This is a genomic window from Microbacterium maritypicum, assembly GCF_041529975.1.
In the GTDB taxonomy this organism is placed as follows: Bacteria; Actinomycetota; Actinomycetes; order Actinomycetales; family Microbacteriaceae; genus Microbacterium.
Map to the genome: position 1 here is coordinate 2486283 of NZ_CP168030.1, position 22108 is coordinate 2508390.

18 protein-coding genes are annotated in these 22108 nt (G+C 67.6%); 9 read left to right on the top strand and 9 right to left on the bottom strand.

Annotated elements, in window-relative coordinates:
- Positions 1-124: 124 nt before the first annotated feature.
- A complete protein-coding gene (glnA, locus tag ACCO44_RS12085) occupies positions 125-1549 on the bottom strand; it encodes a type I glutamate--ammonia ligase (RefSeq protein ID WP_029262830.1) in 1425 nt (474 codons plus the stop codon).
- A 146-nt stretch (positions 1550-1695) separates the two neighbouring features.
- On the opposite strand from glnA, the gene ACCO44_RS12090 reads away from it, so the two are divergent.
- Positions 1696-2124, top strand: coding sequence for an RDD family protein (locus ACCO44_RS12090; RefSeq protein WP_029262829.1), 429 nt, complete (start codon positions 1696-1698; stop codon positions 2122-2124).
- 9 nt (positions 2125-2133) lie between these two features.
- Here the strand turns inward: ACCO44_RS12090 and ACCO44_RS12095 are convergent, their stop codons facing one another.
- Positions 2134-2625: a RimK/LysX family protein gene (locus ACCO44_RS12095; RefSeq protein WP_029262828.1), complete on the bottom strand. Its 492-nt coding sequence runs from the start codon at positions 2623-2625 to the stop codon at positions 2134-2136.
- Between the two features lie 20 nt (positions 2626-2645).
- On the opposite strand from ACCO44_RS12095, the gene ACCO44_RS12100 reads away from it, so the two are divergent.
- Complete coding sequence (locus ACCO44_RS12100) at positions 2646-3833, top strand: RimK family alpha-L-glutamate ligase (RefSeq protein WP_029262827.1); 1188 nt, start codon at positions 2646-2648, stop codon at positions 3831-3833.
- Between the two features lie 60 nt (positions 3834-3893).
- Here the strand turns inward: ACCO44_RS12100 and ACCO44_RS12105 are convergent, their stop codons facing one another.
- The gene (locus ACCO44_RS12105) at positions 3894-4604 is read right to left on the bottom strand and encodes a DUF4191 domain-containing protein (protein ID WP_105710038.1); all 711 of its coding nucleotides are present in this window, start codon (positions 4602-4604) and stop codon (positions 3894-3896) included.
- Positions 4605-4768: 164 nt separating this feature from the next.
- On the opposite strand from ACCO44_RS12105, the gene ACCO44_RS12110 reads away from it, so the two are divergent.
- Positions 4769-6268 carry a hypothetical protein gene (locus tag ACCO44_RS12110; protein ID WP_372466716.1) on the top strand — a complete coding sequence of 500 codons (1500 nt, stop codon included), beginning with the start codon at positions 4769-4771 and terminating at the stop codon, positions 6266-6268.
- 13 nt (positions 6269-6281) lie between these two features.
- On the opposite strand, the gene sucB is transcribed toward ACCO44_RS12110, so the two are convergent.
- The 3 genes from sucB to ACCO44_RS12125 form a co-directional block, all read right to left on the bottom strand.
- The gene (sucB, locus tag ACCO44_RS12115) at positions 6282-8087 is read right to left on the bottom strand and encodes a 2-oxoglutarate dehydrogenase, E2 component, dihydrolipoamide succinyltransferase (protein ID WP_372466717.1); all 1806 of its coding nucleotides are present in this window, start codon (positions 8085-8087) and stop codon (positions 6282-6284) included.
- Between the two features lie 67 nt (positions 8088-8154).
- Complete coding sequence (lpdA, locus tag ACCO44_RS12120) at positions 8155-9528, bottom strand: dihydrolipoyl dehydrogenase (RefSeq protein ID WP_262001013.1); 1374 nt, start codon at positions 9526-9528, stop codon at positions 8155-8157.
- 3 nt (positions 9529-9531) lie between these two features.
- Complete coding sequence (locus ACCO44_RS12125) at positions 9532-11004, bottom strand: leucyl aminopeptidase (RefSeq protein ID WP_262001012.1); 1473 nt, start codon at positions 11002-11004, stop codon at positions 9532-9534.
- A 114-nt stretch (positions 11005-11118) separates the two neighbouring features.
- On the opposite strand from ACCO44_RS12125, the gene ACCO44_RS12130 reads away from it, so the two are divergent.
- The 3 genes from ACCO44_RS12130 to ACCO44_RS12140 all read left to right on the top strand — a co-directional run bounded on the left by ACCO44_RS12130 (position 11119) and on the right by ACCO44_RS12140 (position 14159).
- A complete protein-coding gene (locus tag ACCO44_RS12130; RefSeq protein WP_262001011.1) occupies positions 11119-12060 on the top strand; it encodes a proteasome assembly chaperone family protein in 942 nt (313 codons plus the stop codon).
- A 168-nt stretch (positions 12061-12228) separates the two neighbouring features.
- Positions 12229-13467 (top strand): RNA polymerase sigma factor, encoded by a 1239-nt coding sequence (locus tag ACCO44_RS12135; RefSeq protein ID WP_029263253.1) that lies wholly within the window; start codon positions 12229-12231, stop codon positions 13465-13467.
- Complete coding sequence (locus ACCO44_RS12140; protein ID WP_029263254.1) at positions 13464-14159, top strand: coenzyme F420-0:L-glutamate ligase; 696 nt, start codon at positions 13464-13466, stop codon at positions 14157-14159. The genes ACCO44_RS12135 and ACCO44_RS12140 overlap by 4 nt, the downstream gene beginning before the upstream one ends.
- 63 nt (positions 14160-14222) lie before the next feature.
- On the opposite strand, the gene ACCO44_RS12145 is transcribed toward ACCO44_RS12140, so the two are convergent.
- Positions 14223-15239, bottom strand: coding sequence for a sugar-transfer associated ATP-grasp domain-containing protein (locus tag ACCO44_RS12145; protein ID WP_029263255.1), 1017 nt, complete (start codon positions 15237-15239; stop codon positions 14223-14225).
- 80 nt (positions 15240-15319) lie between these two features.
- On the opposite strand from ACCO44_RS12145, the gene ACCO44_RS12150 reads away from it, so the two are divergent.
- Together ACCO44_RS12150 and ACCO44_RS12155 are read left to right on the top strand one after the other, a co-directional pair.
- Positions 15320-16024, top strand: coding sequence for an alanine racemase (locus tag ACCO44_RS12150; RefSeq protein ID WP_262001010.1), 705 nt, complete (start codon positions 15320-15322; stop codon positions 16022-16024).
- Positions 16021-17061 carry an alanine racemase gene (locus ACCO44_RS12155; protein ID WP_372466720.1) on the top strand — a complete coding sequence of 347 codons (1041 nt, stop codon included), beginning with the start codon at positions 16021-16023 and terminating at the stop codon, positions 17059-17061. The genes ACCO44_RS12150 and ACCO44_RS12155 overlap by 4 nt, the downstream gene beginning before the upstream one ends.
- Before the next feature lie 6 nt (positions 17062-17067).
- On the opposite strand, the gene ACCO44_RS12160 is transcribed toward ACCO44_RS12155, so the two are convergent.
- Positions 17068-17286: a hypothetical protein gene (locus ACCO44_RS12160; protein WP_029263258.1), complete on the bottom strand. Its 219-nt coding sequence runs from the start codon at positions 17284-17286 to the stop codon at positions 17068-17070.
- Positions 17287-17467: 181 nt separating this feature from the next.
- Here ACCO44_RS12160 and ACCO44_RS12165 point away from each other — a divergent pair, with 181 nt between their 5' ends.
- A complete protein-coding gene (locus tag ACCO44_RS12165; protein WP_372466721.1) occupies positions 17468-19594 on the top strand; it encodes a type IIA DNA topoisomerase subunit B in 2127 nt (708 codons plus the stop codon).
- Positions 19595-19654: 60 nt separating this feature from the next.
- On the opposite strand, the gene ACCO44_RS12170 is transcribed toward ACCO44_RS12165, so the two are convergent.
- Entirely contained in the window at positions 19655-22096 is a 2442-nt protein-coding gene (locus ACCO44_RS12170; protein WP_372466723.1) for a DNA topoisomerase (ATP-hydrolyzing) subunit A, read from the bottom strand.
- Positions 22097-22108: the final 12 nt, after the last annotated feature.

Here is a 22108-nt window from a genome sequence, read left to right on the forward strand (position 1 = left end):
GTCCTTGCAGTCGCGTCGGCGACGTCGTGATCCACTCCCGCTACCGCGTCGCGTACGGGACTGTACGCGGAAGAGCCCGCCTCAGCCGAAGCTGAGGCGGGCTCTTCACGATGCGCTGCGGTCGTCAGACCCCGAAGTACAGCTCGTACTCGAACGGGTGCGGGCGCTGGGCCATCGGCAGGATCTCGTTCTCGTACTTGTACGAGATCCAGGTCTCGATGAGCTCCTTGGTGAACACGCCACCCTCGAGGAGGAACTGGTGGTCGGCCGCCAGGGCGTCGAGCGAGTCGAGCAGCGAGTTCGGCACCTGGGGGATGTCCTTGGCCTCCTCGGGCGGAAGCTCGTAGAGGTCCTTGTCGACCGGCTCGTGCGGCTCGATGCGGTTCTTGATGCCGTCGAGGCCCGCCATCAGCTGCGCGGCGAAGGCGAGGTAAGGGTTTCCGGAGGCGTCGGGCGCGCGGAACTCGATGCGCTTGGCCTTCGGGTTGGAGCCCGTAATCGGGATGCGGATCGCGGCGGAGCGGTTTCCGGCCGAGTAGACCAGGTTGACCGGAGCCTCGAAGCCCTTCACCAGACGGTGGTAGCTGTTCAGCGTCGGGTTGGTGAAGGCGAGCAGGGCCGGCGCGTGCGCCAAGATGCCGCCGATGTACCAGCGTGCGATGTCGCTGAGCTGACCGTAGCCGGCCTCGTCGTAGAAGAGCGGCTTGCCGTCGCTCCACAGCGACTGGTGCGTGTGCATTCCCGAGCCATTGTCGCCGTAGAGGGGCTTGGGCATGAAGGTCGCGACCTTGCCCCACTCCTCGGCGGTGTTCTTGACGATGTACTTGAACTTCAGGATGTCGTCCGCCGCGTGGACCATCGTGTCGAAGCGGTAGTTGATTTCCTGCTGGCCTCCGGTGCCGACCTCGTGGTGCGAGCGCTCGAGGATGAAGCCGGCGTCGATCAGCTTGAGGGTGATGTCGTCGCGGAGGTCAGCGGTCTTGTCGACCGGGCTCACCGGGAAGTAGCCGCCCTTGTACGGGGTCTTGTTGCCGAGGTTGCCGCCCTCTTCTTCGCGGCCGGTGTTCCAGGCGCCCTCTTCCGAGTCGACGCTGTAGAAGCTGGAGTTCGAGGTGACGTTGTAGCGGACGTCGTCGAAGATGTAGAACTCGGCCTCGGGGGCGAAGAACGCGGTGTCGGCGATGCCCGTCGACGTCAGGTACTTCTCGGCCTTCTTGGCGACCTGACGCGGGTCCTTCGAGTAGATCTCGCCGGTGCGCGGGTTGTAGATGTCGAACAGCATCACGAGGGTGCTCGCCTCGCGGAAGGGGTCGACGTACGCGGTGGTGACGTCGGGGATGAGCTGCATGTCCGACTCGTGGATGCTCGCGAAACCGCGGATCGAGGAGCCGTCGAACAGCTGACCGTCGGTGAAGAAAGCCTCGTCGACCGTCGATGCAGGAATGTTGAAGTGCTGCTGTACACCAGGGAGATCGGTGAAACGGATGTCAAGGAACTTGACGTCGTTCTCCTTGATGTAGGTCAGTACCTCGGACGAATCTTTGAACATGTACGACTCCTGTAATGCGGATCGATGGCTTCACGGCCACTCTGCAGAGTACGGACGGGGGATTTCTCTACGGTATCCGCTTTGTTTCGGGCGTGTTACAGGAGCCCGGCGACGATGCGGCATTTCGCTCTCGGTAGGCTGGGGGAGTGACGGACGCTGTGAACACGTACCCCGGTGAGCGACTCGGACTCCCGGAGTCGGGTCCCGGCAGCATCGCCCGGCCGGGCCGCCGCATCGGGGCTCTGCTCATCGATTACCTCGCCGCGACCATCATCGCCACCGCGTTCCTCGGCTACGACCAGTTCGCGCTTCCCACCGAAGCCGGGCTCACGCAGTTCGCGCCGATGCTGGTGTTCGCCGTGCTGCAGATCCTCTTCATCCCTACCGCGGGAGGCAGCCCGGGCCACCGGATCCTCGGAATGCGGCTCGTGCGCCGCGACGGTGCCTGGGTCGGCCTGTGGCGGCCGATCGTGCGCACCCTCCTGCTCGTCGTGGTCGTGCCGGCGGTGATCTGGGACGCCGATCAGCGCGGCCTGCATGACAAGGCCGTCGGCACCGTTCTCATCCGCGCCTGAACGTAGCGTTCAGATCTTGCCGCGGTTGCGGCGACGCGCTTCACGGGGCGCTCGCCCCCCGAGGAACGATCGTGCCGGGTCGACCGAGAATCCCTGTCGCAGCGCTTCTCTTCCGATGAGCATCCGGAAGCCCATCTCGTCGCGGTTGCTCAGCGTCACCTCGGCGAGCACTTCGCGGTCGACGAGGCGGATCAACAACTCCACCACGAGGCGCTCCTGTGCGTGCCCCGACGAGCTGCGCACGGCGCGCCGGTCGTGGACCGGGCACTCGACGACGACGGCGTCCTCCTGGCTGTCCTGCCAGGGTTTGACCTTGAAACGGACCCAGGGCTGGGCGTCCTGTTCGAACTCGACGATGTCGAACGCGTGCAGTGAGGAGGTGCGCGCACCGGTGTCGATCTTGGCTTTCAGCCAGTCGACTCCGAGATCGGGCAGGCTCACCCATTCTCGCCACCCCGTAAGGGTGTTTGAATGGGGGGTAGTCCTACTCACCTGATACATCCTGGCAGGAAAAATCCCCCGTGAAGATCGCAGTGCTCTCCCGTGCGCCGCAGGCGTACTCCACCCAGCGACTGCGCGCAGCTGCGCTTCAGCGCGGACACAACGTCAAGGTGCTCAATACGCTGCGCTTCGCGATCGATCTCACGGCCGATGAACCCGACCTCCACTATCGGGGTCGTCAGCTCAGCGACTACGACGCGATCCTGCCCCGCATCGGCAACTCGATCACTTACTTCGGCACCGCCGTGGTGCGGCAGTTCGAGCAGATGGACGTGTACACGCCGAACACCGCGAACGGGATCTCCAGCGCACGGGACAAGCTCCGCGCGAATCAGATCCTGTCACGGCACAACATCGCGATGCCGCCGACGGCATTCGTGCGCAATCGCGCAGACGTGCGTCCGGCGATCGAGCGCGTCGGAGGGGCGCCGGTCGTGATCAAGCTGCTGGAGGGAACCCAGGGGATCGGAGTCATCCTCGCGCCCCAGGTGAAGGTGGCCGAGGCGATCATCGAGACGCTGCACTCCACCAAGCAGAACGTGCTGATCCAGAAATTCATCTCGGAGAGTCGCGGACGCGACATCCGGGCTCTCGTCGTCGGTGACCGTGTCGTGGCCGCGATGCGGCGTTCGGCCGCCGGAGACGAATTCCGCTCGAACGTGCACCGCGGGGGATCCGTCGAGGCCGTCGAACTCGACCCCGTGTATGAGCGCGCCGCCGTGCGTTCCGCGCAGATAATGGGGCTGCGGGTCGCCGGCGTCGACATGCTCGAGGGCGACGACGGGCCACTGGTGATGGAGGTCAACTCCTCACCGGGACTGCAGGGCATCGAGACGGCGACGAAGCTCGATGTCGCCGGCGCGATCATCGACTACATCGCCGGTCAGGTCGCGTTCCCCGAGATCGATGTGCGCCAGCGGCTCACGGTCTCGACGGGATACGGCGTCGCGGAACTGATGGTGCATGGCGCCGTCGACCTGGTCGGCAAGACTCTGGGCGAGGCGGGCCTCTGGGAACGCGACATCACGGTCCTCACGCTCCACCGCGGCGTGAGCGTGATCCCGAACCCGCGCAAGCACGTGGTCCTCGAGGCGGACGACCGACTGTTCTGCTTCGGCAAGCTCGATGAGATGCGTTCGATGGTTCCCGAGCGTCGTCGTCGGCGTGCGAAGGTCCGTCGCCTGCCTCGGCAGCCGCTCTCCGAATGAACGAGAGCGCGGCCACCCTCAGAGGAGGACGGCCGCGCTCTTCGTTTCGGAGTGCTGGGCTCAACGAGGTCGCTGCGAGCGCACCTTCGTCGGGTCGATCCCCTTGGGGATCGGCAGCGAAGACAGCGACTGCGAGACCGAGTCCACGCGGCGGATGACCGCTGCCATCGTGGTCTTGTCGATGGCCTTCGGGAGCTTCTTGATCGTCTTCGCCAGGTCGGCGATCGCGACCTCGTCCTCGCCGTGCCCGACGTAGAGCACCGTGACGGGAACTCCGTGCGCGACGCGCTGGGCCTTGCTCCGCTCCTCGTTGACGAGGCGGGTCAGGCGGCCCCGCGCACCTTCTCCCACGACGACGATGCCACCGCGACCGATGGTGCGGTACACCGCCTCCTGCGTCTTCGGGTTGATGCCGACGGGCGTCTCCGACGCCTGCCAGCTGCGTCCGAGGCTGGTGCTGAGCACGTGGCCGGTGGCGCCGGGCATGCCGTCGATCTTCGTGTACATGGCCGAAGTCGACATTCGGGTCATGAGGAACAGCGCGCCGAGGACGCCGAGCATGAGACCCGTGATGCCCCAGAGGACGAGGGTCCAGATCTGGAACGGCGGGATCAGGTAGCCGGCGACGAGGCCGATGAGGACGCCGCCGACCAGGATCGCGAGCTGAGCCCACGGAAGCCACGGGTAGGCCTCACGGGTGAACCGGAAGAGGGACTTGATCTGGGAGAAGAACCCAGGACGCTTTTCGGGTTCAGGAGCACGCTTTGCCATGGGGACCAGCCTACCGAGTCCGCAGCCCTCGTGATGTCGCCGTTCGCGTGAAGCGGAGTCGGATGTGACGGCACTCTTCCTGCACATTCTCGGCATCGGCCGGAACCCGTTCGGTGAGGCCCGGATCACGCAGATTCCGGTGTGCGGTGGGCTGTGATGGAGGAATGACAGACATCGGCACGCATGACGCTCGGGGGACGGCCCTTCTTCCGGCCGCGCATCGGGTCGTTCGGATTCTCGACGCGGATGAGGGGCCGTTCGAGGGCGCACTGGTCACTTCGGGGGACGCAGTGGCGGTGCGGGTGGACGCCTCGGCTCTCGGAGGATGGATCGGATGGCGGCACTCGGGGGCGGAGCATGTGGCCGCACCGATCGACGTCATCCGACGAGGCGGTGGCCACGATGTGCTGCTCCCGTGGTGCACGGATCAGGTGCTGGGGCTCCTGATCCGTCGATCGGCCACGGGGGCAGTGCTGAAACCGGGGGAGTGCTGCACCCTCGTGATCAGCCTGCTGCGCGGTGTCGACGAGATCGGCGATGGTGCGGAGGGGACACGCACCGGAGCATGGTGGGTGACCGACGGCGGACGGCCGATGTTCGTCTTCGGAGCAGGGGTGGATGCGCGAGAAGGAGCGGCGCAGATCGTCCGGCGACTGGGCGAAGACAGCACCGACAAGGTGCTCACGCGGGCGCTCAGCGTGATCGAGAAGGGGCTCGAGAAGGCCGCCACACAGCCGCGCATCCCGCGCCGGCTCCTCGATGTGTGGGAGCAAGAGCTCCTGAGCGTCGCTGCTCCACAACCTCTCGATCGCGGGTCGCATGCGCCGGAGCGTGCGAGGGAGGTCGCGCGCGTGATCACGGCGCATCAACCGGTCCTTTCGCGGAACGGTCAGCGTCTGCGGGCGGATCGTCGCCGCGGGAGCCGGGGGATCGCGACCACAGCCGTGACACTCGCCGACGCCGCGAAGGAGTCCTTCCGGGTCGCGTACGCGCGGATCGCGGCGGGGGTACCGGGGCGGCGAGGCCGAAGGACGGGTGAGGCAGGGGATCAAGGCACGCGGTCGCACTCGCGGCGACGTCCGTTCATCGTGGCGGCAGCCGTGGCGGTCGTCGTGCTCGCCGCGGGCCTGCTGTGGCCGGACGGTGGCGAGCCGGGCGAGGCTGCTGATGCAGGAGGGCGGCGGGCGGCCGAACCGGCATCGGCACCCTCGGGGGGTGAGCCATCGGCCACGCCCGCGTCGGAGGACGCCGGGGCGCACGAGGAATCCGAGGGGTCTACGGAGAAGGGGACGGCAGACGAGACGAGGGCAGGTGGAGATCCGGACAGGAGCAGCTCGTCGGGAGGAGCCGATCCTGTGGCCGCAGCGGCAGCTCTGCTCACGTCGATCACGACCTGCCGTGCTCGTGCCGACGTCGCGTGCCCTGAGGCCGTGGCCTCAGGGTCTGACGGTGTGGTGAAAGAGCTCGGGGCTGCGGAGGGGACCGCCGTCGAGCTGGTCGACGAGTACGGGGACGTCGCCGTCGTGCGGCTCGAGGTCGGTCATGGCGATGAGGAGGCCGGAGAGGTGAACTCTCGGGAACCGGCGCACATGATGGTCGTCCTCATCCGGACGGAAGAGAAATGGCTGGTCCGCGACGTGTATGACGTCGCGGACCAGCCATGAGGTGCTCTATCGGTCAGGCGCCGAGCTGAGCGGCGAACTGCGCCGACTCGAGGCGGGCCTTCACCGCACCCAGGAACCGTGCTGCATCCGCACCATCGATGATCCGGTGGTCGTACGAGAGGGCGAGGTACACGTACGAACGGATCGCGATGGCATCCGCACCGCCGACCTTCACGAGGCCGGGACGCTTGACGACCGTGCCGGTGCCGAGGATCGCGGACTGCGGAAGGAAGACGACCGGGGTGTCGAACAATGCGCCCCGCGAACCGGTGTTGGTCAGCGTGAACGTCCCTCCGGCGAGCTCGTCCGGCTTCAGCTTGTTGTCACGCGTGCGGGCGGCGAGATCAGCGATCTCGTGTGCGATCTGCGCGATGTTCTTCGAGGCCGCGTCGCGCAGCACAGGCGTGAGCAGACCGCGCTCGGTGTCGACCGCGATCGACACGTTCTCGCTCGCCGGGTACACGATGTTCTCACCGTCGACGGTCGCGTTCACGATCGGGAACGCCTGCAGCGCCTCCGCGGTCGCCAGCGCGAAGAACGGCAGGAACGACAGCTTGTCGCCGGTCTTCTCGAGGAACGAGGCCTTCACGCTGTCGCGGTAGTCGGCCAGCGCCGTGACATCGACCTCGACCACCGTGGTCAGCTGAGCGGTCTGCTGCATGGACTCCACGGCGCGCTTCGCCAGAACCTTGCGCAGGCGCGACATCGGCTGCGTGGTGCCGCGCAGCGGAGACACCTCGAGCGGTGCCGGGGCCGACGCGGCTGCCGCAGCGGGTGCCGTGGCGGTCTCGGCAGCCTTGAGGACGTCTTCCTTGCGGATGCGGCCACCCACACCGGTTCCGGTGACGGAGGCGAGGTCCACGCCCTGCTGTGCGGCGAGGCGGCGCACCAGCGGCGTCACGTACAGGTTGTCGTTCTCGGTGGGCAGCGCGAGCTTCTGTGCGGCCGGAGCAGCAGCGGCCGGAGCCGGAGCAGCAGCGGCCGGAGCAGCAGCGGCCGGAGCCGGAGCAGCAGCGGCCGGAGCAGCAGCGGCCGGAGCCGGAGCAGCAGCCGGTGCCGGTGCGGCGGCGGGTGCGGGTGCCGGTGCGGTGGCGGGTGCGGGAGCCGCGGCAGGAGCGGGAGCCGGGGCGGCAGTAGGTGCCGCAGCGGCCGGTGCCTCAGCTGCCGCTGCAGCGCCGGAACCGACGCGAGCGAGGACAGCACCGACGGCGACGGTCTCGTCTTCGCCGGCGACGATCTCCTGCAGCACACCGGCGACCGGCGACGGGATCTCGGTGTCGACCTTGTCGGTCGAGATCTCCAGAAGCGCCTCGTCGACGGCGATGCTGTCGCCGACCTGCTTGAGCCAACGGGTCACGGTGCCTTCGGTGACACTCTCGCCGAGCTCGGGAAGCACGATGTCGGTCGCGTCGCCGGCGGGAGCGGATTCTGCAGCCGGCGTCTCCGCGGCGGGTGCGGGGGCCTCAGCGGCAGGTGCGGCCCCCGCAGGTGCGGATTCCGCGGGCGCGGCCTCGGCGGGCGAGGCTTCAGCGGGTGCAGCCTCGGCGGCAGCAGGAGCGTCTCCCGCAGGGGCCGACTCGCTGCCATCGCCGATTCGCGCGAGAAGCGCACCGACCTCGACGGTCTCGTCTTCGGCCACGAGGATCTCCTCGATCACGCCGGAAACGGGGGAGGGGATCTCGGTGTCGACCTTGTCGGTCGAGATCTCGAGCAGGCCCTCATCCGCCTGCACGGTGTCTCCCACCTGCTTGAGCCAGCGGGTGACCGTACCCTCTGTGACGCTCTCGCCGAGAGCGGGGAGGACGACGGATGTGCTCATGACTGAGTCTCCTTCAAGAAGTTGTATGACGCTTGTCTAGCTTAGTGACTCGGGCACCGGTTGGTGCTCAGAGGGCGTGCAGGGGCTTGCCGGCCAGTGCGAGGAAGGCTTCGCCGAGTGCCTCGCTCTGGGTCGGGTGGGCGTGGATCAGGGGGGCGATGTCCTCAGGATGCGCTTCCCAGGCGACAGCGAGCTGTCCCTCTGTGATGAGCTCGCCGACGCGATCGCCGAGCAGATGCACGCCGAGAACGGGGCCGTCCTTGAGCCGGACGACCTTGACGAGCCCGCTCGTCCCGATGATCTCACTCTTGCCGTTGCCGGCGAGGTTGTACTCGTAAGCGGCGACCGCATCGGCACCGTGCTCGGCGATCGCAGCCTCCTCGGTGATGCCGACCGAGGCGACCTCGGGGCTCGAGTACGTGACCTTGGGGATCTGCACGTCCGGGATGTTCGCGGGGGACAGACCGGCGATGCGTTCGGCGACGGCGATGCCCTGCTGGAATCCGCGGTGGGCGAGCTGCAGGCCGGGAACGATGTCCCCCACAGCCCAGACCCCGGGAACGCCGGTGCGCAGGTTCTCGTCGACCGTCACGAAGCCGCGGTCGAGGGTGACGCCTGCCTCTTCGAATCCGAGGTCTGCGGTGACGGGGCCTCGTCCGACCGCGACGAGCAGGTAGTCGGCCGTGAACTCCTTGCCGTCTTCGAGCGTGACGGTGACCGAGGAGTCGTCCTGCGTCGCCGTCTGGAAGCGGACACCGAGCGAGTACTGGATGCCGCGACGACGGAATGCGCGCTCAAGGCCCTTGCTGAGGGCGATGTCCTCGTTCGGAACCAGGTGCGGCAGAGCCTCGATGATCGTGACCTCGGAACCGAAGGAGCGCCACACGCTGGCGAACTCGACGCCGATCACGCCACCGCCGAGGATGAGGACGCGCTCCGGGATGACGTCGAGCGCGAGCGCCTGCTCGCTCGTGAGGATCCGTCCGCCGATGTCGAGGCCGGGAAGTGAACGACTGTACGAGCCTGTCGCGAGCACCACATCGGCGCCGACGTACACATCATCGCCGACACTGACGCTGCGGTCGGCGTTCAGTCGGCCGAGACCGGCGACGGTCGTGATGCCGCGGGCCTTCACGAGGCCTTCGAGTCCCTTGAACTTCTTTGCGACGATGCCCTCGCGGTATGCCCGGACACCAGCCGGATCGATGCCCTCCAGCGTCGCGGTGACGCCGACGGAGGCGGCGTCGCGCACATGCTCGGCGACCTCGGCGGCGTGCAGCAGCGCCTTGGTCGGGATGCAGCCGCGGTGCAGGCAGGTGCCGCCGACCTTGTCCTTCTCGACGAGTGCGACGGACTTGCCGAGCTCACTCGCGCGCAGAGCCGCGGCGTAGCCGCCGCTGCCGCCGCCCAGGACGACGACGTCGAAGGTGTGGGTTGTCATGTGTCATGCCTCCTTGTGGGATGCTGCGGCGAAGGCGACGATCGATCGGACCATCGCCCCCGTGGGGCCCTTCTCCGTGAAGCCGTACGGTGATCCGCCGTGCTCGCCGGAGCCGGCGATGTCGAGGTGGACCCAGGGGATGCGCGGGGCGTCCTCGGCCTCGGAAGTGCGGCCGACGAAACGGCGCAGGAACAGACCGGCGAACGAGGCACCTCCCATCCGGTCACCCATGTTCGCGTTCTGCAGGTCGGCGATGGGCGACTCGAGGGACTCCTCCATGTAGCTCGGCAGCGGCATGTGCCAGGCGGGCTCGTCGACCTGCTCGGCGGCGGCGAGGAACTCGGCGACGGTGTCGTCGTCGCCGAAGACGCCCGTGTGCCGGTGCCCGAGGGCGGCGACGATCGCACCCGTGAGAGTGGCGACGTCGATGATCACGTCGGGCTGCTCGCGACTCGCCGCGACCAGGCCGTCGGCGAGGACGAGGCGGCCTTCGGCATCGGTGTTCTGGACCTCGACGGTCGTGCCGTCGAGGATGCGGATGACGTCGCCGGGACGGAGTGCTCGCCCGGACGGCATGTTGTCGGTGATGCAGAGCCACGCCGTCACGCGCACCGGCAGCTGCAGCGCGGCGATCGCGCGGAGCGCCGCGAGAGACGTGGCCGCTCCCGCCATGTCGAACTTCATCCCGACCATCGACGCCGCGGGCTTCAGGGACAGTCCCCCTGTGTCGAATGTGATGCCCTTGCCGACGAGGGCGATGTGTCGATTCGCACCCGCGGGGGAGTAGTCGAGGCGCACGAGCCGCGGCGGTCGGTCGGAGCCCTGTCCGACGCCCAGGATGCCTCCGAAGCCCTTCTCCGCCAGCTCCTTCTCGTCGAGGATCTCGACCGTGACGTCGAGGTCGGCGACGCTGTCGGCGGCACTCTGCGCGAGCTGCGCAGGGCTCTGCCACTCGGCAGGCACGTTGACGAGGTCCTTGATCAGCGCCACCGCATCGCCGATGGTCTGGGCATGGGCTGCCTCCTCATCAGTGAGCACCGCGTGGAGGGTGACCGCGGTGGCGCGGGTCTTGCCCTTCTCGGAACGGTATCCGTCGAAGCGGTGGCCGCCGAGGACCGCGCCCTCGGCCGCTGCAGGGGCGAACCCCTCGAGGCCGTCGGCGAGACCGAGCGCGACGTGGTCGAATCCGGTGAGGGAGCGCAGCGCGGTGCCGGCCGCATTGCGCACGGCGGCGGCATCGGGCTTGTCGCCTGCTCCCACGACCGCGAACGGCAAGGTGCTGACCTCGGGGAGGTGCACACGGGCGAATGATCCGGCGGAGCCGGTGAATCCGATGCCGGCCAGCGCGTCCGCCAGGCCGGGGTAGGCGGACAGCGATTCCGCAGACTCGGGAAGAGTGGCGACGACGAGCACTGCGGCATCTGCAGCGCTTCCGGGGAACTGAGCGGTGGTGTGCGAGAGCACGGGAAGCGTCATGTCTTCCATCCTAGGATCTTCGCCGCAGCATGGTCGTCCGCCGCCCAGGGGAGTGTTCGCTCTCAGCATGATGCGTCGCGCCCCGGTATCCGGACCTGCTCGTAGCATGGAGGCATGCCCTTCTCCGGTGAGATCCACGAACGTGTCGCGAATGCGCCGACAGTGCCGCACGGCCTGCCCCTGGTGGTTCTCCTCACCGGTTTCACCGATGCGGGCAGCGCTGTCTCCGGGCTCATCGACCACCTGCGCGAGACCGCGTCGCCCGAGCCGGTCGTCGTCTTCGACAACGACGCTCTGCTGGACTATCGCGCACGGCGTCCGGTGATCTCCTTCGATCAGGATCACCTCACCGAGTTCCGTCCGCCCCGGCTCGAGCTCTCCCTCGCGACGGATGCCCTGGATCGGCCCTTCCTGCTCCTCGCCGGCTATGAGCCGGACTTCGCCTGGAACGCGTTCGCGAGCACGGTGCTGGATCTGGCCGCGGAGTTCGAGGTTTCCGGGCTCCACTGGGTCCACTCGATCGCCATGCCGGTGCCGCACACGCGTCCGATCGGCACGACGGTGAGTGGCAACCGACGCGACCTCACGGTTGCGCATTCGGTGTGGAGGCCGCGCACACAGGTGCCGGCCACCGCGGGACACCTGCTCGAGTACCGCTTCATCGAACGCGGCGAGCGTGCCGTCGGATTCGTGCTCCTGGTGCCGCACTATCTCGCGGAGACGGAGAACCCCGATGCCGTGATCGCCGCCGCCGAGAAGCTCATGGCCTCGACGGGCCTGGTGCTCATGCTCGACGCGGTGCAGGAGCGGCGCGAGGATTACCTGACCCGAGTGGGGGAGCAGGTCGCCGGGAACGACGAGCTGCAGCAGATGTTGCACAACCTCGAGCGCCGATACGACGCCTATATGGCGGGGCGTAACCCCGACGACGACTCCTACGACGAGGGCGGATTCAGCGAGCGCGACCTGCCCAGCGCCGATGAACTGGCGGCTGAGCTGGAGCGCTATCTCGCCTCTCGTCCCTCCGGCGACGAGGACAAGCCCGGTCGCGGGTGAGATCGATACGGCAGAACTTCGTCGGAATGCGTCCGCATCGCCACACGTGTGCGATACTAGGACTCTGACCCGTTGTCAATCAGTGTTTTCGAACGCTGGACTTGACAAGGGTCTTACTAGTGTCCGAAATGTCCCGGGGCTACACAGCAGCTCCGTGAAAGGCGAAACGTGACTCCTGCCACGACGAAGAACACCCGGACGAAGAAGGCTGCCGAAGAGACGACCGCCGACGCTCCGGTCGAGGCCGATGCGCCCGAGAAGCCCGCGCCGTTGAGCGCGGCGAAGCGTGCTGCCGCAAAGCGCGCCCCCGTCAAGAAGAAGAAGGCCGAGGACGTCGTCGAAGAAGACGAGGCTCCTGCCGTGGCCGCTGTCGACGACGACGAGGACGAAGACGCCAAGCCGAAGTTCACCGAGCCGCTGCCGACCGGCGCGATCGTCATCTCGTCGAACGACGATGAAGACGTCCCGGTCTACTCGACGCAGATCACCGGTGCGACGGCTGACCCCGTCAAGGACTACCTGAAGCAGATCGGAAAGGTCGCGCTACTGAACGCGGCCGAAGAGGTCGAGCTCGCCATGCGCATCGAGGCGGGTCTGTTCGCCGAAGAGAAGCTGTCGGCGATGACGGCGGCCGAGAAGACGAGCCAGCTCGGACTCGACCTGCAGTGGGTAGCCCGCGACGGCCAGCGCGCGAAGAGCCACCTGCTCGGTGCCAACCTCCGTCTCGTCGTCTCCCTCGCGAAGCGCTACACGGGCCGCGGCATGCAGTTCCTGGATCTGATCCAGGAGGGCAACCTCGGGCTGATCCGCGCTGTGGAGAAGTTCGACTACACCAAGGGCTTCAAGTTCTCGACCTACGCCACCTGGTGGATCCGCCAGGCGATCACCCGTGCCATGGCCGACCAGGCCCGCACGATCCGCATCCCGGTGCACATGGTCGAGGTCATCAACAAGCTCGCCCGCGTGCAGCGTCAGATGCTGCAGGACCTCGGTCGCGAACCCACTCCGGAAGAGCTCAGCCGCGAGCTGGACATGACGCCGGAGAAGGTCGTGGAGGTGCAGAAGTACGGCCGCGAGCCCATCTCGCTGCACACTCCGCTCGGTGAGGACGGCGACAGCGAGTTCGGCGACCTGATCGAGGACACCGAGGCCGTGGTCCCCGCAGACGCCGTGGGATTCACCATGCTGCAGCGTCAGCTGGAACAGCTGCTCGACTCGCTCTCCGAGCGCGAAGCAGGCGTGATCCGCATGCGCTTCGGCCTGGGCGACGGTCAGCCGAAGACCCTCGACCAGATCGGTGACACGTTCGGCGTGACGCGCGAGCGCATCCGCCAGATCGAGTCGAAGACGATGGCGAAGCTGCGTCACCCGAGCCGTTCGCAGTCCCTGCGGGACTACCTCGAATGAGCCAGGCGAACGACGGCAAGGCTCTCGAGGCGAGCGTCGACGGCAAGAACTATGCGCGCATCCCGCTGCGCACTCGCGTGGTCATGCCCGAGGACGACCTCGATGCGATCATCACCGAGTACGCCAAGGACGCGGTGCAGCCGGGCGACCTGCTGTTCGTGACCGAGAAGATCGTGGCGATCACGCAGGGGCGGTCGTACCGTCTCGATGAGATCAAGCCGCGCAAGCTCGCGTTGTTCCTGTCGAAGTACGTCACACGCACGCCGTACGGCATCGGGCTCGGCATGCCGGAGACGATGGAGATGGCGCTGCGGGAGTGCGGTACGCCGCGGATCCTCTTCGCTTCGGCCGTGGCGGCGGTCACCAAGGCGTTCGGTCGCCGGGGAGACTTCTATCGCATCGCGGGCGATAAGGCACGCGCGATCGACGGACCGACCAAGCACACGATCCCGCCGTACAACGAGGCGGTCGTGCTCGGGCCGAAGGATCCCGACGGTGTCGCGGCCCGCCTCAAGAAGCTCGTCGGCGGTCACGCGGAGGTCGCCGTGGTCGACATCAACGATCTCGGTGGCAACATCCTCGGTTCGACGCTCGACAAAGACGGTGAGCGCCGCCTGGTGAAGATCCTCGGCGACAACCCGCTCGGCCAGGGCCTCGAGTCCACGCCGCTCGGTATCGTCCGCGCGATCTGATCTCTCGGAACTCACGAAGAAGGCCCCGGATGCTCGAGCATCCGGGGCCTTTCTCTTCATGGTTCAGAAGCCGATGACCTCACGATAGCGGGGCTTGTGACCGGTGCGGATGCCGGTGACGCTGGGCTTGTTCTCATAGACGCCGGCGCCCCAGTTGCCCTCGACGAGCACGGGGCCGTCGGGGGACACGACGATGTCCCAGCCGACGTACTGCACCTGCGGCACGACACGGGCGACCTCATCGATGAATGCCCGCACCTCGTCCATGTACGGCAACTGGAAGTCGGCGATGCGGAAACCCGAGTCGGGGTGCGTCTCGTGCACGTGCCCGTGCGAGTCGTACCCGGCTCCCACGGCGTGGCCGTTCTCATCGAGCATCGTGTAGAAGCCGCCGAAGGTCATCTGATCGCTGACCTCGCCGCGGCCGAACTTCTGCGCCATCGCGAGGATGTGCGCCTTCTCGCCGTCGAAGAACGCGGTGATGCGGGTGGTGTTCACGGTGCCGGGGCACACGGCCGCCAGGGCGTCGTGCTGACGGATGACCTCTTCGATGAGCAGTTCGCCGCGCTCCAGCAGTCCGCGGTGGAACTCGTTCCAGTCCTCGATGTCGGCAGCGTGGTAGCGGTGCACTCCGGTGCCGGCCTGCCCCACCGGCTCCTTCGTCACGATCGTGCCGAGGCGCTGGGTGAGCTCACGCACGGCGTCGGCGTTGCCTTCTTCGACGACCATCCACTCGCGCTTCAGGAACGCGGAGAACTGCTTGTCGAACTCGACCTTGTCCTGGAAGATCCAGCGGTAGTCCGGGTGGTCGTACCGCTGCGAGAGCTGGTTCGACACCGGATGCGTCATGTAGGTCTCGCGCTCGGCCTTGGTGAGCATGGCGAAGTCGTAGTCGATGTAGTCCTGGAAGCCGACGTTGTGACGGGCGGCGGACCACAGCATGTCGACGATGATGCCGGGTACGGCCTTGTGGTGCTGCTCCGAAGCCTCTTTCGCTCGTTCCACCACCGATCCGACATCGATGCGGCGGGCACGTCCCAGCAGGTAGCGGATGCGGGGCGTGAGGGAAAGACGAGACATATGGCTCCAGGGTCGGGGTCTCCACCAGTCTACGGGGGCCGCGCAGGTCCACCTGGGAGTCGGAAGCTAGGGTGGAGGACGTGTGTGAGACGACTTCCAGCGCCCTGCCGCGAGCGATCATCTCCCGGTCTGCCCTGGCTGCAGGGGCGTCAGCGGCGGTGATCGCCGGCGGGCGCGTCGCCGATCTGCGTCGCGATGCCTGGGGGCACGGCGTGCTCGCTGTCGCTCAGGCGGTGACCGCCGCCGGCGCGGAGCAGGTGCTGGTCGACGCCGACGGAGAGGTCGAGGCGCTGCGTCTGGAGGGGATCGTCGGGGTGACCTCCGGCGACGCCGATATCGATCCGACTCTGTTGTACGGACTTCCTGATGAGTCAGGCGTCCTCGTGACGGAGCCCGTGATGCGCCTCACCGGCCGCGTGCTGTCCACCAAGCGCCTTCGTGCCGGCGACGCAGTCTCGTACGGCTACACCTACCGCGCGTCCGCAGACACGACGGTGGCGCTCGTGACGGGCGGTTACGCACAGGGCATCGTGCGAGCGCTCGGGAACCAGGGGCTCGTCGACATCGACGGTGTCGCGCGACCCATCATCGGGCGCGTCGCCATGGATGTCTGCGTCGTCGACCTCGCCGGCTCCGAAGTCGAAGCCGGCGCGGAGGTCACCTACTTCGGTGGACACGGCACCGCTGCGGACGGACTCGCCCGATGGAGCGCGGTCACCCGGATGGCGGCGGCGGAGCTCGTCACGGTGGCCGGTGCACACGCGGTTCGGGGGTGGGAGGCATGAGCCGCCCGGAGCTGCGCGTCAGCAGCAGCGTCTTCCGCACGAACATCGAGGCCGTGCGCACGCGGATCGCGCCGTCGGCCCTCATGCTCGTGCTCAAGGACGACGCATACGGACACGGACTCGCGTGGGCCGTCGAGACGGCGGTCCAGGCAGGCGTCGAGCGGTTCGGCAGCTACGACATCGCCGGTGGGCTGAGCGTTCGACGCATCGCCGGCGGGGATGCGCGGATCTTCGCATGGGCGACATCGACGGATGCTGAGGTCGACGACGCCCTCCTGCAGCAGATCGATCTCGGAGTGGGAACGATCGCCTACCTGCGGCGGATCATCACCCGCGCCGAAGCCCTCGGCGTGTGTGCGCGCGTGCACCTGAAGATCGACACGGGGCTGCACCGCAACGGGATCCTGCCGGAGGACTGGGCCGCGACGGTGGCGGAGGCCCGGGCGGCGGAGCGCGCAGGACTCCTCGAGCTCGATGGCGTGTGGAGTCACATCGCCGAGGCGAGCGACGAGGAGGACGACGATGCGCAAGAGGTGTTCCTGGACGCGGTGCGCGTCGTTGGGGAGTCGGGGCCGGTCCCCGCTTCGCTGCACCTGACGGCCTCAGCGGCATCCTGGTGGCGTCCCGAGATGCGCGGCACGGTGTCGCGAATCGGAGCGTTCTGCTACGGCATCCGTTCCGCCGACGGCCCTGAGCTGCCGGGCGTCCGTCCGGTGGCGAGTCTGGTGGCGACCGTGGTCGATGTCGACGCAGGCGACGCCGTGATCTCGATCGGCAGTTTCGACGGTTTCCCCTCGACCCTCAGGGGTGTCGACGTGGGGACGCCGGACGGTGCCCGGAATCTGATGGCCGTCGATCAGACGACGTCGGTCGTCGCCGGGTGGCCGGGCCTCAGGGTGGGGGACGAGGTCACCCTGTTCGGCGCGGGTGAGCGCGGAGAATCGTCGGCAACCACTCTCGCTGAGCGTATCGACACGGTGGGCGAGGAGATCCTCACCCGGCTGACCGCTCGGGTCCGCCGGGTCGTACAGGACTGACAGGCGTCAGACCGCCTGGATCAGGCGTGCTGTCTCGTCGTGCCAGCTGGTCGCGATGCTGCGGAGCTTCTCTTCGTACTTGCGGCCGTGGTGGGCGCAGAACAGGAGCTCGGAGCCGTTCACCTCGGCGGCGATGTACGCCTGAGCGCCGCAGGAATCGCAACGATCCATGGCCGTCAGACGGAACTCGATGGTGGAGGTGTCACGTTCGGTCGTTGCATTCATCTCGGTGCCTCCTCGGGTGTCGGCTTCGCTTGCTGATTTGGTCAATACAACCACGCTGCACCTGTGTGCATGCCCGGTTTGCGGCGTGTTTCGCTCAGCGCGTACGGGACGGGAACGGACTGGACGCGCGCGGGGAGTGTCTGCGGCTGGAGCGCAGGTCGCGAGAATAGACTCAGAGATTGTGAATGCCGAGTATTCTGCCCACCATCTCCAGGTGCTTGAAGGGCTCGAAGCTGTCCGCAAGCGCCCGGGCATGTACATCGGGTCGAACGGCTCGCCGGGCCTCATGCACTGCCTCTGGGAGATCATCGACAACTCCGTCGACGAGGCGGTGGCAGGCAACGGCACGAAGATCGACATCATCCTGCACGCCGACGGCAGCGTCGAGGTCCATGATCGCGGCCGCGGCATCCCCGTCGACGTCGAGCCGCGTACCGGCCTCACCGGCGTCGAGGTCGTCTACACCAAGCTGCACGCGGGCGGAAAGTTCGGCGGTGGCTCCTACGCCGCATCGGGTGGTCTGCACGGCGTCGGCGCATCGGTCGTGAACGCGCTCTCGGAGCGCCTCGACGTCGAGGTGGATCGTGGCGGGAAGACCTATGCGATGTCGTTCCATCGCGGCGAGCCCGGCATCTTCAAGGATTCGGGAGAGAAGCGCCCGGACGCCCCGTTCACACCGTTCCAGGAGAACAGCGAGCTCCGCGTCATCGGCAAGGCGCCTCGCGGCGTCACCGGGACCCGCGTGCGCTACTGGGCCGACCGTCAGATCTTCACGAAGGATGCGGCCTTCCAACTCGCGGAGCTCGAGACGCGGGCGCGCCAGACGGCCTTCCTCGTTCCGGGGCTCGAGATCGTCGTCAAGGACGAGCGCGCTGCCGGTCAGGTCGTCCCGATCCCTGATTCCGACGGTGAGACCACCACGCTCGGCCCCGTGGAGACCTCCTACCTGTACGAGGGCGGTATCTCGGAGTTCGTCGAGTACCTGGCGATCGATCCTCCGGTCACGGACACCTGGCGCATCCAGGGGGAAGGGACGTTCAAGGAGACCGTTCCCGTGCTGCAGGCCGACGGGCACATGATCTCCACCGAGGTGGAGCGTGTGTGCGGAGTCGACATCGCGCTGCGCTGGGGCACCGGCTACGACACCCGCGTCCGTTCGTTCGTCAACATCATCTCCACGCCCAAGGGCGGAACCCACCAGCAGGGTTTCGAGCAGGAGCTCCTGAAGGTGCTGCGTGCCCAGGTCGAGCAGAATGCGCGCCGCCTCAAGGTCGGTAACGACAAGCTCGAGAAGGACGACGTCCTGGCCGGTCTCACGGCGGTCCTGACGGTCAACGTCCCGGAGCCGCAGTTCGAGGGCCAGACCAAGGAGATCCTGGGCACGCCGGCGGTGCGCGCGATCGTCGCCCAGGTGATCCGCAAGGACCTGGGGGAGCGCTTCAGTTCGACCAAGCGCGACGACAAGAACCAGGCGGCGCAGCTGCTCGACAAGATCGTCTCCGAGATGAAGGCGCGCGTATCGGCGCGAGCTCACAAGGAGACGCAGCGCCGCAAGAACGCCCTCGAGTCGTCGACCCTTCCCACGAAGCTCGTCGACTGCCGAACGAACGAGGTGGACCGCAGCGAGCTCTTCATCGTCGAGGGCGACTCGGCCCTCGGTACCGCGAAGAACGCGCGCAACAGTGAGTTCCAGGCCCTGCTGCCCATCCGAGGGAAGATCCTCAACGTGCAGAAGGCCTCCGTCGGCGACATGCTGTCGAACGCCGAGTGCGCGTCGATCATCCAGGTGATCGGTGCCGGCTCCGGCCGCACGTTCGACCTCAGCGCCGCTCGCTACGGGAAGATCATCCTGATGAGCGACGCCGACGTCGACGGCGCGCACATCCGCACGCTGCTGCTGACGCTGTTCTTCCGTTACATGCGGCCGCTGATCGAGGACGGACGCGTGTTCGCCGCCGTTCCACCGTTGCACCGGGTCATCGTCATGAACCCGGGGTCGAAGCCCAACGAGACGATCTACACGTACAGCGAGCAGGAGATGCACGCGCTCCTGACGAAGCTCCGCAAGGCCGGCAAGCGCTGGCACGAGCCGATCCAGCGCTACAAGGGTCTCGGTGAGATGGACGCCGAGCAGCTGGCCAACACGACCATGGACCGCTCCGGCCGCCTGCTGCGTCGGGTGCGCATGGAGGATGCCGAGGCCGCGGGCCGTGTCTTCGAGCTCCTGATGGGCAACGAGGTCGCGCCGCGCCGCGAGTTCATCATCGACTCGTCCGACCGGCTGTCGCGCGAATCGATCGACGCCTGACCCCGATCGGGTGAAGAAACGGGAGAGGGGCCGCGGATCGCCGCGGCCCGTCTCCCGTTCTCAGACGAGTGTGCGGCCGATGCTGCCGATCACGCCGTCGATGGGCTGACCCGAGGCGTCACGTCGTGCTCCGGCTTCAGGGAGCTTGCGCACGGCGCCGGTCGGGTCGACAGCCAAAGGCGGGTTCGGTCCCACCCAGGCGACGGTGAGCCGATCTTCGCCCTTCAGGAACGAGTGCGCGCGCACGCCGCCCGTCGCGCGGCCCTTCGCCGGGTATTCCGTGAAGGCCGAGACCTTCGCACGTCCCGGGTCCGTGCCGGGCAGGATGCTCTCGCCACCGGAGACCGTCGCCACGACGGCCTCCGCCGTGGGATCGACGACGCCGAAGAACAGCACGGTCGCACCGGAGCCGAGCTTGACACCGGCCATGCCGCCCGCAGGTGCTCCCTGAGGGCGCACGTTCGCGGCGGGGAAGTGGAGCAGCTGGGCATCGCTCGTGACGAACACGAGATCGGAGTCGTCGCGGGCCTCTGCTGCTCCCACGACCGTGTCGCCGGGCTTCATGCCGATGACTTCGAGGTCGGGGCGCACCGGCAGCGACGACGGGACGATGCGCTTCACCGTTCCCTGCGCCGTCCCGAGGGCGATCGGCGTCTCGCTGTCGAAACGCACGAACCCGAGGATCCGCTCGTTCCTGGTCGTGATCCCGAGGTAGTCACGCAGCGGCGTCCCCGCAGCGAGCTGGACGGAGGTCGCGGGGACGGAGGGCAGGTCGACGGGGGAGAAGCGCACGACACGGCCGAGGCTGGTGAGAGCCCCGATCTCCGCGCGGACCGTCGTCTCGACCGTCGTCAGGATCGCGTCGTGCTTGCTGCGGCGTGCCGGAACCGTGAGCTCCTGCCCCTCACCGAGGTCGACCCGCACGGCGCGGCCCGTGGTGGAGAGGGCCAGGACCGTGGGGGCGTCGGCGATCTGCAGATCGACCGCTCCCTTGGTCGCTCGTGGCTTCGGGGGAGCGGCGTTCATCAGAAGCGTACGGCGCGGTGTGCCGTAGGCATCGGCCGCAGCATCGAGCTCCTTGGCGACCACGCCGCGCAGGAGCACCGGGCTGCCGAGCAGCTCACGGAGCGAGGCGATCTCCGCCAGCAGCGCATCGCGCTCGGTCTCGAGCTCGATGCGTGAGAACTTGGTCAGGCGCCGCAGTCGAAGCTCGAGGATGTACTCGGCCTGCAGCTCGCTCAGATCGAACACCGAGCGCAGACGTGTGCGCGCCTGCTCCGAGTCGTCGGAGGAGCGGATGACCTGGATGACCTCGTCGATGTCGAGGATCGCGATGAGCAAGCCCTCGACGAGGTGAAGACGTTCCTCGCGGCGCGCGAGGCGGTAGCGACTCCGCCGCGTGATCACTTCGAGGCGATGGCCCACGTAGACGCTCAGCATCTCCTTCAGGCCGAGGGTGCGCGGCTGGCCGTCGACGAGTGCGACGTTGTTGATGCTGAACGAGTCCTCGAGCGGGGTCAGGCGGTACAGCTGCTCGAGGACCGCGTTCGGGTCGAACCCGGTCTTGACGCCGATCGCGACGCGAAGCCCGTGGTTGCGGTCGGTCAGATCGGTGACGTCGCTGATCCCCTGCAGCTTCTTCGCCTGCACGGCGTCGCGGATCTTCTCGATCAGGCGTTCCGGGCCCACCATGTAGGGCAGCTCGGAGACGATGATCCCGGTGCGCCGCGGACCCAGGGGCTCGATCGACGTCTTACCGCGGACCTTGAGCGCTCCGCGTCCGTTCGCGTACGCGTCCTTGACGCCGTCGAGACCCATCAGGATGCCGCCCGAGGGGAAATCGGGACCGGGGACGAACTCCATCAGCTCCTCGGTGGTGGCATCCGGGTTCTCGAGCAGGTGGGTCGCGGCCGCCACGACCTCGATGAGGTTGTGCGGCGCCATGTTCGTAGCCATGCCCACGGCGATACCGCTGGCGCCGTTGACGAGGAGGTTCGGGAACGCGGCCGGCAGCACAGCCGGCTGCTGGAACTGACCGTCGTAGTTCGGGATGAAGTCGACGACATCTTCGTCGAGGTTCTCGGTGAGGGCGAGCGCCGCCGCGGCAAGCCTGGCCTCGGTGTACCGCGCAGCCGCCGGACCGTCATCGAGGGATCCGAAGTTGCCGTGGCCGTCGATCAGGGGCACACGCAGCGCCCACTCCTGCGCGAGACGAACCAGCGCGTCGTAGATCGCGGAGTCGCCGTGAGGGTGGAGCTTTCCCATCACCTCGCCCACGACACGGGCGCTCTTGACGTGGCCGCGGTCGGGGCGCAGCCCCATCTCGGCCATCTGGTACAGGATGCGGCGTTGCACCGGCTTCAGACCGTCACGGGCATCGGGCAGAGCGCGGGAGTAGATCACCGAGTACGCGTACTCGAGGAACGAACCCTGCATCTCGGCGGAGAGATCGATGTCCTGGATGCGCTCCTCGACGGGCTCGGGCGGCGGGGTTTTCGGCATGGACTTCCTGAG